This window comes from Kitasatospora sp. NPDC087861 (genome assembly GCF_044742585.1).
Lineage (GTDB): Bacteria > Actinomycetota > Actinomycetes > Streptomycetales > Streptomycetaceae > Kitasatospora.
The window spans coordinates 121,987-134,827 of sequence record NZ_JBIUUS010000006.1 but is presented as its reverse complement, the minus strand read 5'-3'; the positions used below and the strand labels follow the sequence as shown (position 1 = coordinate 134,827).

The window sequence follows — 12,841 nt, the reverse complement described above, 5'->3', positions numbered from 1 at the left end:
GCCGTGCCAACGGAATGCCGTCGAGCTGGTCCATGCACACGCTCATCATCTGATTCTGGGGGGAATCGCCTTGGCGGACACCGTCACCGTTGATCCACAAGCGCTCATCGCCTCCTCGGGAGTGGCGAAGAACCTCGCCGAGGAAGTCGCCAAACCTGTTAAGGACGCGCTGACTTCGGCCACTACCGCCTCTGGTCAGCTCGCCGGCTGGTCGATTGCCCAAGGGCTCGGAAAGATCGGCAGTGACTGGACCGCGCCGCTTGACGCGCTCCGGAAACGACTCTCCGACACCAGTGCCAACCTGCAGGCCAACGCCGACGCCCACGCGCACAACGAGCAGGCGACCGCAGGCGCGTGGAGCCAGCAGAAGACGGCGCAGTGAGTAGTGCCTACGAACTGCTGGTCGCGTTCGACCCGCACGGGCTGCGCGACGCGGCGAAGGCGTGGAAGGCCCTTGCCCACAGTATGGAGAGTGCGAGCACGCGGCATCGCAACCAGGTGAACGGCCCGCTGCGCCGTGGGTGGAAGGGCGCGGACGCCGATGCCGCCTTTCCATTCATGGACCGGACCGAGCAGCGACTCGGTGTCGTCCGGGTCGAGGCGGAGGCGGCCGCGCTGACTCTGAACACCGTCGCGGACCGGATGTACCAGGCGCAGACCAACCTGACCAACGCCGTGCACCGCGCGTTGGATGCCAAGTTGACGGTGTCCGCCGACGGGATCGTCGATCTCCCACCCGAAGGCCCGGGGGAGCATAACGACCCCGATGCGCAGGCCGCGCGTCGTAGCCTCGCTAATCTCAAGAGCGGCTTCCAGGACCGGATCAACACGGCCATCAAGGACGCACAGGCGGCCAGTGACCAGGGCAACAAGGCCCTCGGCCATCTCGGCGCCGACATCCTCGGCGACCAGCGGGCGAACGGCGCCATGGCCGAGACTCGCACCGACGTCGCCGATGTCATGAAGGATCTCGGGCTGGTCGATCCGTACATTCCTGACGGCAAGGACCCGCAGAAGAACGCCGACTGGTGGAAGGGCCTCACACCCGACCAGCAAGAGACCTACCTCGCCCTGAACGCGGCCCAGATCGGAAACCTGGACGGTATTCCGGCGAGCGCCCGCGACGAGGCCAACCGCCTCGTCCTCGATCAGAAACTCGATGCCCTCCAGGCCGGGACGCCTACCTCTCTGGGCCTCGACCAGGCCGCGTACGACAAGCGCAAGGCCGCTCTGGCGGAGATCAAGAAGAAGCTCGAGGAAAACGCCAACGCGAAGGACGAGGAGCATCAGCTGTTCCTTCTCGCGATCGACCCAGAGGCGTACGGGGGCGACGGACGCGCGATCGTTGCGACCGGCAACCCCGACAAGGCGAGCCACACCTCGGTATTCGTGCCCGGAACGAACACCGACTTCAACGGGGTGCCGGGCCAGATCGACCGCATCCGACAGCTGCAGGGCTATGGCAAGCAGTACGCCAAGGCCGGCGAAACCGTTTCGGTCATCTCCTACCTCGGCTATGACGCCCCGGAGAGTCTCCCCGGGGCGTCGAGTCCCATGCGCGGACTCGACGGCGCCGAGGACATGCGCCGTTTCTCCAACGGCCTCAGGGCGGCGCACGGCGAGCCGAGGACTCACCTCAGCTACATCGCGCACAGCTACGGCAGTTTCGCCGTGGGCGTCGCCGACAGCGGAGGAAGCCACGGCCTGGACGCCGACGACATCGTCACCCTCGGTAGCCCGGGCATGGGCGTGCTCACTGCCGAACAGTTGAATGTCAACCCCGATCACCTCTGGATCGGCGAGGCCACTGACGACCCCACACGTCTGGTCGGCGGCTTCTCGCTCGGTCCTAGCCCGCACATCGCGGGATTCGGCGGGAACAACATCAACATCGACACGTCCGGACACGGCGGCTACTGGGATGAGAACTCGGACAGCCTGAAGAACCAGGGCAAGATCATCGCCGGGAAGCCACCCCACACCACATGGAAGGAGGATCCGCTCTGGGGTTCGATACCCCACTGAACCGCTGACCGGAAAGAATCCCATGCGCAACCTGACCACCCACCCGCCTGTCATCGGCACCCGGCTGAAGCAGCTCCTGGCAACGGCGCTGATGGTCACGACTCTCGGAGCCTGCATGTCCAGCCCCGGAACAGGGAAGAACGACCCCCTGCCCGTCAAAACCCGCCAGGAGACACTCGACTGGGCGAAGCAGCTCACCGAGCACCTGGCCCAGACCGCCGGGATCCGGATCAACGACGAACCCGCCGACCCCGTTTTCACCTCGTGCATCGGTAAGAACGGCGAAACTGCGCCGGACGACCGCTACATCCTGATCTACGGCGTCCACAGCAACGTCCCCAACGCCCAGCACAACGATGTCGTCCGCAAGGTCCGCGACCGCCTCACGAGCGAGGGCCTCAAGATCACCGAATACCAGGAGACGCAAGGCGCGGAACCGGACTCCACCGTCAGCGCACGCCACCCCAGCAGCCGGTACGTCGTCGACGTCGCCAGCACCGCGGGCAACGACCGCATGGTCCTGAGCGTCACCACCCCGTGCCTGATGCCCCCGTCCGCATCGCCTGCCCCCACCCCTTGACCGGTCCGTCGCCGGTTGCAACGCCCCATCCGCAAGCACTTGCTCCCGTTCTCCGGGGCGTTGCGGCTGTGCGACCGCACAACCGCAACGTGGAGGAACGAGCGACCTGAGCTGAGCACCGGTCGACGCCAGCACTGGCGCCAACTGGCACGGATAGCGGCGTCTCGCGACAGTCCCATGCCAGATCCGTGCCAGAACGAGCGGAAGACAGCGGTCGGCAGGGGGCTGGGCCAGCCGCGCCAGTACTTCGACTGTCGAGCATCGCCGCAGGTCAGAGGCCTTTCGGGCTCGAAGGTCCAAAGATTCCCAAGCTTGGAGCGCGAGTTCGATTCTCGTCGCCCGCTCCAGCAGTAAAGGCCCAGCTCAGGGGCGTGATCCCCGAGCCGGGCCTTTCGCGTTTCTGGGCTCTCGTGCCCCCTGCATGCCCCTATGACTCGTCGGGCGGTGTCGCGCCCCGACCGAGGGTGCGGTTGATCTCGGCGTCCCTGCCGTCTGCGATCTTCTGATCCCGTTCGCGGGTGGCGTGCTGGTAGATCAGCGCGGATCGGACGGAGGACTGCCCCATGCGCGCCATCAGTTCCTTGAGGCTGGCCCCGGTCGCGGCGGCCAGGGTGTGCCGGTGTGCCGGAGGCCGTAGAAGCGGAAGCCCGGCATGCCCGCCTTGGCGCGTGCCTTGCGCCACGCCCCGGCCGAAGGTGGTCCGGTGGAACGGGGCGCCCTTCTCGCCGACGAACAGCAGACCCTCCTGCTCCTTCCCCGCGAACAGCTCCAGGTGCAGCCGGACATCAGGGAGGACAGCCGCGGGGATGGTGACGACCCGCTTGCCCGCTTCGGACTTGGTGTCGCCGAGCGCGCGCCGGCCGGTGTTGAGTTCGGGGGTCGCGAGCCGGACCTGGACCGTACCGGCCACGAGGTTGATGTCCTTGCGCCGGAGTTCAGCCAGCTCCTCCGGGCGGAGCGCCGTGAAGTCAGCGAGCAGGACCATGGCGCGCCAACGTGGCCCCACCAACTCGGCCAGCTCGTAGACCTGCTCGATGCTGGCGATGCCGCACTCCTCGGCCGACTCCTTGCCCGCACCCTTGAGCCGGCACTGGTTCCGGCGGATCAGCTCATCATCGGTAGCGGTTGCCATGACGGACTTCGGCAAGCGGTACGCCTTCGCGGCCGTGGTGTGCTTGCCGGTGGCCCGGAGTTCGGCCCGCCAAGCACGGACGAGCGGAGGCGTGATCTCGTCCAAGTCGAGCTCCCCGAAGGCCGGTTCGAGGTGCAGCCGGAGCAGTCGGCGGTACAGCTCCAGCGTGGTCGGCATCAGGCCGCGCTCGGTGGTCCAGGCGTCGGCGTACTTGGCGAAGTTGACCGCCCCGGCGTCGGGGTCACGCCAGTCCTTCTTCCGGATGCTGGTCTGCATCTCGGCCAGCCAGTCATCCGCGTCGGTCTTGGTCTCGAAGGTCTCCGGCGCCGGCTGAAGGATGCCGTTCGCGTCGAGGTACCGAGCCTGGAAGCTACCAGCGCCGGGGCGCCGTGCCGGCATTCTCCGCCCGGCCGGACGTGTGGATCTTCCAGCCCTGCTTGGGCAGCGGCGTGCCACCCTCGGGGCGGTATATCACCCAGTCACCGTTCTGGATCCGGCTCCAGCCCTCGGGTACCGCCCGGTCGGACAGGGCGAAATCCAGGCCCTCCTCCTTCAGCTCGACGGGCGAGTCGAAGAATGTCGGATCGGCCATGCAATACACGTCATAATGCCGAGGCATTGCCGCCCCCGTGACTTCTCTGAAGTACTCCAAGGCAATGATCGGCCGAACCGTCGGAAGTCCGGGCAGTCGGACTGGAAGATTTTTCCGCCGCATTCCGGAGGTTCGCGTTTGATTATTTTGAACAAGTGCGATCCCGGCATCCGGGCGCGCTTTTGGCTACGAGGTGCTCCATGAAATGCCCCATGCGATTCACATGAATGTGTCCATGGGTTGTCCACTTCCAGACCCTCCCGGGCAATCGGCAGACTTGGCGACCGGATGACCTGGGGAAATGCTCCCGGTGCCGCCGCCCGGCCGCTGTCCGGAAGTCGCCGGAGGTTCAGGCGGGCGGTGTGGATTTGGCTAGGCTTGCGGTCGATGAGGGCAGGGTGCCACATCGAGGAGGGGATTCCCGTTTTCTCTCGGACTGCGGATTTCAGCGATCCGGAACAGATCCATTCCACTTCGGAACCGGACCTGGCGGTCCGGCTCGACGGGGTGAGCAAGGTGTACGGGCGCGGAGCGGGGGCCGTGCACGCCCTGCGCGAGGTGTCGATGGAATTCCGGCGGGGTGGGTTCACCGCGGTGATGGGCCCCTCCGGGTCCGGGAAGAGCACGTTCCTGCACTGCGCTGCCGGACTCGACCGCCCGACATCCGGGCAGGTCCGGCTGGCTGGACTGGAGTTGGGGACGCTCGGCGACACCGAGCTGACCGTCCTGCGCCGGCAGCGGATCGGCTTCGTCTTCCAGTCCTTCAACCTGCTGCCGTCCCTGACGGTCGAGCAGAACGTCACTCTGCCGTTGCGACTGGCCCGGCGCCGGGCGGACCGGACATGGCTGACGGAGATCCTCGACCGGACCGGCCTCGCCGACCGGGTGCGGCACCTGCCCACACAGCTGTCCGGCGGCCAACAGCAGCGAGTGGCGATTGCTCGGGCCCTGGTGACACGGCCCGAGGTCGTCTTCGCGGACGAGCCCACGGGCGCCCTGGACAGCACCACCGGAACAGAGGTCCTCCGACTGTTGCGGCACGTGGTCGACGGACTGGGGCAGACCGTGATCATGGTGACGCACGACCCGGTCGCCGCCTCCTACGCGGACCAGGTGTTCTTCCTGGCGGACGGCTCCTTCGCCGAGGCCCTTGCCGCCCCCTCGCCCGAGCAGGTCGCGGACCGGATGACCCACCTGGGAAGGCGCTGAACGGCATGCTCCTACTGGCCTGGCAGACGGTACGCGCCCGGAAAGCGGGCTTCGCCGGGGCTTTCACCGCACTGTCGTTCGCCCTCGTCCTGACCGCCGCGTGCGGCGTCCTGCTGGAGTCCGCTCTGCGCGCGGGCACCCCCACCGAACGTTACGCCGCGGCCCCGGTCGTGATCGGCGGTTCGACCCGTATGGCCGACGTCGATCCGCTGATCGGACAGCTGGCCGCGCTGCCCGGCGCCGGGACTGCAGCCCCGGAGGTCTCCTTCCCTGCCGCTGTGATCACCGAATCGGGGCAGATTCTCTCCGGCCCGCAGGGCGGAGCCTCCCTCGGGCACTCCTGGACCAGCGCCGTCCTCGCCCCCTTCGAACTTACCTCCGGTCACCCGCCGACCGGCCCTGACGAGGTGGTCCTCGACAGCGCGACGGCGGCACGCGGAGGGCTGAAGCCCGGCGACACCGTACGGCTGGCCACCACCACGGCCCCCCGCGCCTACACGGTGGCCGGACTGGCCTCACCCCCAAGGAAGCTGGCACGCCAGACGGTCCTCTTCTTCAGCCCCGACCAGGCAGCCCGGCTCGCGGGTACCACCAGGGGCGCGGACGCGATCGGCATCACGGCGCGGGACGGAGCCGACCCGCGGGCGCTGGCCGCGCAGGCCGAACAGGTCCTCGCCGAGACCTTCCCGGCCACTGGCACGGAGCTCTGGTCCGGGCCCTGGGTGAACACCGGTGCCCAGCGGGGCGAGTGGGAGTTCTCGAACACACCCGGGCCCGGGGACGGCCTGGCCTCGCTCGCAGGGACCGTCGGGATCCTGTCCCTGCTCATCTCGGTGTTCGTGGTGGCGGGAGCGCTCGCGCTCACCGTCCAGCAACGCCTGCGGGAGATGGCACTGCTACGGGCCGTGGGCGCCACCTCGGGACAGGTGCGGCGGATGATCGCGATGGAGACGTTGGTCCTGACCCTCGGCGCCGCGCTGGTCGGATGCCCGGTCGGGGTCGGCGTCGCCTCGCTGCTCCGCGGCGCACTCGTCGACCGCGGTGTGGTCCGCTCCGACGTACCGTTCCACGTCGGGCCCACCGCATTGCTGACCGTCGTCGGCGGGGTCGTCGTCACCGCGCAACTCGCCGTGTGGGCCTCCGCGCGCCGGGCGTCCCGGGTCGAACCGACCCAGGCCCTGCGCGAGTCCTCTGCGCCCGCGCCACGGATCGGCTGGGTACGGGCGGTGCTCGGGGCCGGGACGCTCGCCGTGTGCGCCGTGGTGCTGTCGTCCTCCACAGGCAGCCGCAGCGGGGCCGGCACGGCCGAGAGCATGGTGCTGCTCCTCCTCCTGGGGGTGGCACTCCTCGGACCGGTGATCGGGCGGGTCGCCAGTGTGGTGATCGGTGGACCAGTGGGCAGGCTCTTCCCCGTAGCGGGGTTCCTCGCGTCCGCAGCCCTGCGCACCCAGCCTCGCCGCTTCGCCGCCGCCGTCACCCCGCTGGCGCTGGCCGTGGCCTTTACCAGCACCGTGCTGTTCGTCCCCGGCGTCAAGGCCCAGGCCGCCGTGACCGAGGACGGTCGAAGGCTGCGGGCCGATCACGTGGTCCAGGCCGACGGGATCGGGCTGCCCCCGGACTTCGTCGCCGCCGCTCGCCGACTGCCCGGTGTGAAGGCGGTCAGTGGGGTCGTCCCCACCATGACCATGGTGTCCGCCGCGTCGCCCGGCACCGCCGGCTCGCAGGGGATCGACGCCCAGGTGGTCGATCCCCAGGATCTGTCCGAGCTGCTCGACCCCGGGGTCACTGCGGGTTCGCTGGCCCAACTACGCGGAGACGGCGTGGCGCTGGGGCAGCGGTCCGCCTCCGCCCTCGGCGCCGGCGTCGGCACCGAGGTCCGGATCGGCTGGCCGGACGGCACCGAGAGCATCGCCACGGTGGCCGCCGTCTATGACCGCGACCTGCGGTTCGCCGACGCGCTCCTGCCCACCGAGTTCGCGGCCGCCCACACGCCGAACTTTCTCGCGCCGACGGTCCTGGTCCGGTCCGCCCCCGACGCCGACCCTCAGCAGGTCGGCCGGGAACTCCAGAACCTCGCCTCCGCCTACCCCATGGCCCGTACGAGCGACCGGGCCACGTACGACAACGCGCGCAGGCACCGGCAGGAGTCGGCCACGGCCGTCGGCCGGCTGCTCCTCGGCATGATCAGCCTCTTCACCGCCATCGCCGTCGTCAACACCCTGGTGATGGCCACGACCGAGCGGTTGCGCGAGTTCGCCCTGCTGCGCCTGGTGGGCACCACGCGCCGACAGATCCTGCGCATGATGGTCTGGGAGGGCGGCATCACGGTCGGCGTGGCCCTCGTCCTCGGCGCCGCGGTCACCGCCGCCGTCCTGGTGCCCGTCAGCCTCGCGCTCACCGGCTCGGCCTGGCCCTCCGTTCCCGCGGCCTGGGCGGCCGCGGTGCTGGGCGGGGCGGCGCTGCTGGGTCTGGGCACGGTGCTGCTGACCACCCGGCTGGCGCTGCGCAGAGAGCCGGTCGAGGCCATGGGACTGCGCGAGTAGCGGGAACCGAGGTCGTCGACTCGGCCGGCCCGTCGAGGGGGCGGTGGTCGGCGAGCAGCTTGTCCAGCTGGGGCAACAGCGGGCCGTACGGATCGAGGCGGGGGGCGGACCGGATGAACGCCGCGACGGGTGACGACTCCCCGAGCGCATCGAGTCCGGCGGCTCCCAGCAGTACGGGGGTGCCGCACGCGGCCGCGTAGGAGCTGACCGAGCCGAAGTCGCCCAGGACCACGTCCGCGGCGATCAGGGCCTGACGCCAACCTTCGAGCGGGTCGACGAGGGCGAGCCCGGCCCGTCTGGCCCTGTCCAGCCAGAGAGGGACCTGGCCGGGGCCGTGGCCGTGCCAGATGTTCGGGTGGAGGACTTCGGGGCCGCTGTGGCCGCTGTGTCCGATCTTGAAGCCGGAAGTGTCGACGTATCGCGGTGAGGCGAGAAACCTCGGCGGTACTTCGTCTGGACGAAGGTCCATGGGGCTGTGAGTCGGGCCGAGGGCCGAGGTGCTGCGGGGGAGTTGAGCAGAATCCACGCGAGGTCAGAGGGTGTGCGGAAAGCCGCAGGTTGGCGGCCTGCGGCTTCCTCGGGGTGGGGCGGGAGTCAGGAGGTGGTGAGGGCTTCGAGGGCGGGGACGAGGGCGGCGGGGGTCGGGAGGGCGGTGTTGGCGGCCTGGACGGAGCGGGCGGCGGCGCGGAGGTCGGGGTCGGTGACGAGACGGTTCAGGGTGGCGGTGTCGACGGTGTCGGAGGTGGAGCGCAGGGCGGCTCCGGCGGCGGTGAGGGCCTCGGCGTTGGCGAAGTGGTCGGCGCCCTGGGGCAGGAGCAGCTGGGGCAGGCCGGCCTGGAGGGCGGTGAGCATGGTGCCGGAGCCGCCGTGGTGGATCAGGGCGTCGGAGCGGCCGAGCAGTTCGTTGAGCGGCACCCAGGGCAGGGCGCGGACGTTGGCGGGCAGGGTGCCGAGCGGGGTGAGGTCGGCGCCGCCGACGGCGAGCAGGAAGTCCGCGTCGACCTCGGCGGCGGCCTGGACGAGGCGGACGACCGCGTTGACGCCGTCGAGTTCGGTGAGGACGGTGCCCAGGGTGATGGTGATCCGGGGGCGGTCGGCGGCGTGCAGGAACTCGGCGGGGACCACGCCGCCGCCGTTGTAGGGCACGTAGCGCATCCGCAGGCCGTCCGGGTCGCCGCCGAGCGGGCCGAGGTTCAGCGCGGTGGCCTCGGCCGGCCCGGTGAGGCCGTGCCGCTCGTAGACGTCGGTGAAGCTCTCGGCGAGGAGCTTGACCATGGCGCCGCCGGGGGTGACTCCGAAGTTGTGGACCACCGAGGGGATCTTGAGCTTGGCCGCGACGAGCGGGGGCGCGGCGTGGAAGGAGTCGTGGATGAGCAGGTCGGGGCTCCAGCTGGCGGCGACCTCCAGCAGGTGGTCGACGGCGGGTCGGGAGCCGTGGGCGAAGGCGCGGGCCGCGTTGGCGAGGATCTCGGCCTGCGGTCGCTCGGGGGAGACGTACTGGATCTCCTCGCCGAGGAACTCCTGGAACATCTCCCGCAGGCCGCGTCCGTCGCCGATCTCGACGATCGGGAATCCGGCGGACCGGAGCTGTTCCAGCGGCTGCGCGCTGGCGAACAGGACGTCGTGTCCGGCGGCGCGCAGGGCCTGGGCGGTGGGCACCATCGGGAAGAGGTGGCCGGCGGCGGCCGGGCCGGTGAAGAGTATGCGCATGGTGGTCTCCCGGTCGGAATCGCGGGTTGTGTGCGAACATCGGCGGTCAAATCAGTCTCTCCTCGCGAGCTGACGATCGGTCAATTCGAACTTGTGTGGGGGCGTGGTTATCGGACGTTCTGTCACGGGTCTTGCCAAGGTGCGCTCGGTGTGCTCTGACGGGACGGCGTCCCTGGTCAGACGGGTCGGCCGGGTCGCGGCGTTCAGGCGGCGGCGAGGAAGTCCCGGACGGTCCTGGTGAAATTCGCGGTCTCCTCGGCGATCACGATGTGGCCGGTGTCGAACTCGGCGTACTCGCTGCCGGGCAGGGCGGCGTGCAGGCGGCGGGTGTTCTCCACCGGGATGGTGGCGTCCTGGGTGCAGCCGATCACCAGGGTGGGGGCCTGGACGCGGGGGAGCAGCGGAGCGAGGTCCAGGCTGAGGTCGAGGGCGATGTGCCGCAGGGTGCCGGGGGTCGGCTGCAGGTAGGCGGCGTTGGCCTCGACGGCCTCGCGGCCGATCCGGTCGAGGAAGCCGCGGCTGAACGCGGTGAGGGTGGCGTAGCCGCCGAAGGCTGCGGGGTGGTCGGCGAGCGACAGCCAGGTGGCCATGGAGAGGCGCAGGTACTCGTCCTGTTCGGCGCTGATCCAGCCGGCGGCGGCGATCAGGCGGCGGACCTGGTCGGGGCGCAGGGCGGCGGCCGCGGTGGCGACGACGGCGCCGAGCGAGAAGCCGAGGATGTCGGCGGGTCCGCGGCCGGCGGCGTCGATGACGGCGTTGACCTGGGCGGCGAGGGTTTCCAGGGTGAGCGCGGCGCCGTCGTCCTCGGCGGCCTCGCTGCCGGACAGGTCGGGCAGCAGCACGGTGTAGCGGTCGGTGAAGGCGTCCAGCAGGCCGTCCCACATGGCGGAGCCGGGGCCGGTGCCGTGGACCAGGGCGAGGGTGTCGGGGCCGGAGCCGACGACGCGGTAGGGGATGCGGGCGGTGCCGACGGTGATGGTGGGCATGGGTGTTGGGCCTTTCCGGCTGGTCGGGCGGTCGGCGGGCGGTTTCCGTCGACGAGAAGTAAACTACACGGTGCAGATCAGTGATTCAACTGCACCGTGTAGTGCAATGAAGGGGGCGTGAAGGGCGCACCGGAGGGGCGCGGGGGAGGGTGTGGGAACGGTGAGGGCGGAACTGTCCACCCGCGTCCGCCGTCCAAGCAGTGACGGAATCCCTGCCCGGCCTGAACGCCGGGAGGAGCGGAGGGGCCCAGTGCAGCCAGGTGGTGCCGAACTCAACGTCGGACTCCCGAACGGAGGCCGAGGCGGTGTGCCGGTCGTGCCGCCCGCCCGGTGGCCCGGCCCCGCGGTGGCGGTCGATCAACTCGACGCCGCCGAGCGCTGCGAGACGCTTCTCCAGGACACCCTGGACGCCGTTCGGCCGGCGCCGGCCTGGCAAGGGGCGGCACCCGGGGCGGGTGCGCGGCTGCCGTTGCCGGGGCCGGATTCGGACGTGCTCTGGTACGTCACCCGGGGGCGGGACATCCTCACCATCGTCTCGGCGGCCCGCCGGCCGGCGCTGGTGGGCGCGGTGGAGCGGCACTGGCGGCAGCGCGGCTGGACGATCACCTCGCTGAACGCCTGCCGGGACCGCCCCGGAGTCGCCGCCGTCACCCTGGACGGCTATCGACTGGCGCTGCGCTTCGGCGAGTTGGGCGAGGCCGGGCTGACCGCCGACTCGCCCGGGGTGGCCCGTTCGGAGCGGCTGCCGCCGCTGCAGGGCGCCGGCGGTCGCGGCCCCGCGCCGCTGCCGCACGTGTGCTGCCCGTACTGGAGCGCGATGGTCTAGCCGGGCCGGGCCGGGCCGAAGGCTGGAAACGGGAGGGGGAAGGGGAGGCGCGGAGCGAGTCCCCCCGGACTCGCTCCGCACCGCCTCGTCGCGCGGCTTCGGCGCTGCCGCTCCCCCCGACTCCCCGGCAGCCTCGCCGTTCCCCCCTGGCAGCACCCTCCGGCGAGAGCGGTCCGCACAGGCCCCGGCGAGCCCCCACCCCCGGGGACGTCGTTGGTATCACGCTAACAAACCGCGTGGTTGGTTTGTCAATAGCGGGATCCACGAAAAATCCACAAACGTGACGGTCGGCCCGGAAGGTCCCGGAAGGCGTCGGACCAGCGGGTTGAGTACCGCGGGGCATCCGCCGACCGTACGGTGACGCGCGCGCCGAGCGACCGTACGGGCCGCGCGCTCGACACGGGCGGCGGTGGAATCCGACACTCCGATCATCATGGCAGCACGCAGTGACACCGCGCGAGCGCTGAGCGCAGCCGACGGGCCGGTCGGCGGTCGAGCGGCTCGTCGGCGGGTGGTCGAGCCGGCTCGGGCGGGTCGCGGGTCGGGCGGGTCGCGGTGCGCGGTATGGCCGGTGACGCGGCCGAAGGTGAGGTGCCGTCAGCGCAGCAGCCGGCGTTCCTTGGCCACCGCCACCGCGCCGGCCCGGGTGTCCACCCCCAACTTGTCGTAGATCCGGCCCAGATGGGTCTTCACGGTGGCCTCGCTGATGAACAGCGCCCGGGCGATCTCCCGGTTGCCCAGCCCCTGCGCCAGCTGCGCGAGGATGTCCTGCTCGCGCTCGGTGAGCTGCGGCGCGGGCGCCCGCATCTGCGCCATCACCCGGGAGGCGACCGGCGGCGAGAGCACCGTGCGGCCCCGCGCGGCGGCGTGTACGGCGGCGAACAACTCCTCCGGCTGCTCGGCCTTCAGCAGGTAGCCGGTGGCGCCCGCGGCGATCGCCCGGGTGATGTCGGCGTCGGTGTCGTAGGTGGTGAGCACCAGCACGTGCGGGCCGCCCGCGGCGGCCGTGATCCGGCGGGTGGCCTCCACGCCGTCGATGCCGTCGCCGAGTTGGAGGTCCATCAGCACCACCTGCGGGGCCAGCCGGGCGGCCAGCGCGACCGCCTCCTCGCCGGTGCTCGCCTCGCCGACCACCGTGATGTCGCCCGCGCTGGCGAGCAGCGCCAGCAGCCCGGCACGGACCACCGCGTGGTCGTCGCAGACCAGCAGCCGGACGGGGGAGCCGGCGGTGCTCATAC

General features: G+C 70.7%; 11 protein-coding genes. 6 read left to right on the top strand and 5 right to left on the bottom strand.

Annotation, left to right across the window (positions count from 1 at the left end):
• Positions 1-70 precede the first annotated feature (70 nt).
• From ACIOJE_RS11555 to ACIOJE_RS11545, 3 genes are read left to right on the top strand one after another with little or no spacing between them, the layout of a single operon-like run.
• Positions 71-382 (top strand): hypothetical protein, encoded by a 312-nt coding sequence (locus tag ACIOJE_RS11555; protein WP_400775331.1) that lies wholly within the window; start codon positions 71-73, stop codon positions 380-382.
• Complete coding sequence (locus ACIOJE_RS11550) at positions 379-2,025, top strand: alpha/beta hydrolase (RefSeq protein ID WP_400775329.1); 1,647 nt, start codon at positions 379-381, stop codon at positions 2,023-2,025. The genes ACIOJE_RS11555 and ACIOJE_RS11550 overlap by 4 nt, the downstream gene beginning before the upstream one ends.
• Positions 2,026-2,047: 22 nt before the next feature.
• On the top strand, positions 2,048-2,605 hold the full coding sequence (locus ACIOJE_RS11545) for a hypothetical protein (RefSeq protein WP_280673691.1): 558 nt from the start codon (positions 2,048-2,050) through the stop codon (positions 2,603-2,605).
• A gap of 427 nt (positions 2,606-3,032) precedes the next feature.
• Here the strand turns inward: ACIOJE_RS11545 and ACIOJE_RS11540 are convergent, their stop codons facing one another.
• The gene (locus ACIOJE_RS11540) at positions 3,033-4,136 is read right to left on the bottom strand and encodes a tyrosine-type recombinase/integrase (protein WP_400775327.1); all 1,104 of its coding nucleotides are present in this window, start codon (positions 4,134-4,136) and stop codon (positions 3,033-3,035) included.
• Positions 4,108-4,329 (bottom strand): hypothetical protein, encoded by a 222-nt coding sequence (locus ACIOJE_RS11535; protein WP_280673687.1) that lies wholly within the window; start codon positions 4,327-4,329, stop codon positions 4,108-4,110. Before ACIOJE_RS11535 ends, ACIOJE_RS11540 begins: the two co-directional genes overlap by 29 nt.
• 507 nt (positions 4,330-4,836) lie before the next feature.
• Here ACIOJE_RS11535 and ACIOJE_RS11530 point away from each other — a divergent pair.
• Both ACIOJE_RS11530 and ACIOJE_RS11525 read left to right on the top strand, forming a co-directional pair.
• On the top strand, positions 4,837-5,538 hold the full coding sequence (locus ACIOJE_RS11530; protein WP_400775323.1) for an ABC transporter ATP-binding protein: 702 nt from the start codon (positions 4,837-4,839) through the stop codon (positions 5,536-5,538).
• Positions 5,539-5,543: 5 nt separating this feature from the next.
• On the top strand, positions 5,544-8,081 hold the full coding sequence (locus ACIOJE_RS11525; RefSeq protein WP_400775320.1) for an ABC transporter permease: 2,538 nt from the start codon (positions 5,544-5,546) through the stop codon (positions 8,079-8,081).
• A gap of 594 nt (positions 8,082-8,675) precedes the next feature.
• Here ACIOJE_RS11525 and ACIOJE_RS11520 read toward each other — a convergent pair.
• The gene (locus ACIOJE_RS11520; RefSeq protein ID WP_400775317.1) at positions 8,676-9,791 is read right to left on the bottom strand and encodes a nucleotide disphospho-sugar-binding domain-containing protein; all 1,116 of its coding nucleotides are present in this window, start codon (positions 9,789-9,791) and stop codon (positions 8,676-8,678) included.
• Between the two features lie 203 nt (positions 9,792-9,994).
• Positions 9,995-10,777 carry an alpha/beta fold hydrolase gene (locus ACIOJE_RS11515; protein ID WP_400775315.1) on the bottom strand — a complete coding sequence of 261 codons (783 nt, stop codon included), beginning with the start codon at positions 10,775-10,777 and terminating at the stop codon, positions 9,995-9,997.
• A gap of 307 nt (positions 10,778-11,084) precedes the next feature.
• On the opposite strand from ACIOJE_RS11515, the gene ACIOJE_RS11510 reads away from it, so the two are divergent.
• Positions 11,085-11,603 (top strand): hypothetical protein, encoded by a 519-nt coding sequence (locus tag ACIOJE_RS11510; protein ID WP_400775313.1) that lies wholly within the window; start codon positions 11,085-11,087, stop codon positions 11,601-11,603.
• A 597-nt stretch (positions 11,604-12,200) separates the two neighbouring features.
• Here the strand turns inward: ACIOJE_RS11510 and ACIOJE_RS11505 are convergent.
• On the bottom strand, positions 12,201-12,839 hold the full coding sequence (locus ACIOJE_RS11505) for a response regulator transcription factor (RefSeq protein WP_280673677.1): 639 nt from the start codon (positions 12,837-12,839) through the stop codon (positions 12,201-12,203).
• Between the last annotated feature and the right edge of the window lie 2 nt (positions 12,840-12,841).

Bases quoted from the DNA above. Each gene is read 5' to 3' on its own strand.
- ACIOJE_RS11545 (WP_280673691.1), top strand. From the start codon at position 2,048: ATGCGCAACCTGACCACCCACCCGCCTGTCATCGGCACCCGGCTGAAG.
- ACIOJE_RS11540 (WP_400775327.1), bottom strand. From the start codon at position 4,136: ATGCCGGCACGGCGCCCCGGCGCTGGTAGCTTCCAGGCTCGGTACCTC.
- ACIOJE_RS11535 (WP_280673687.1), bottom strand. From the start codon at position 4,329: ATGGCCGATCCGACATTCTTCGACTCGCCCGTCGAGCTGAAGGAGGAG.
- ACIOJE_RS11525 (WP_400775320.1), top strand. From the start codon at position 5,544: ATGCTCCTACTGGCCTGGCAGACGGTACGCGCCCGGAAAGCGGGCTTC.
- ACIOJE_RS11520 (WP_400775317.1), bottom strand. From the start codon at position 9,791: ATGCGCATACTCTTCACCGGCCCGGCCGCCGCCGGCCACCTCTTCCCG.
- ACIOJE_RS11515 (WP_400775315.1), bottom strand. From the start codon at position 10,777: ATGCCCACCATCACCGTCGGCACCGCCCGCATCCCCTACCGCGTCGTC.
- ACIOJE_RS11505 (WP_280673677.1), bottom strand. From the start codon at position 12,839: ATGAGCACCGCCGGCTCCCCCGTCCGGCTGCTGGTCTGCGACGACCAC.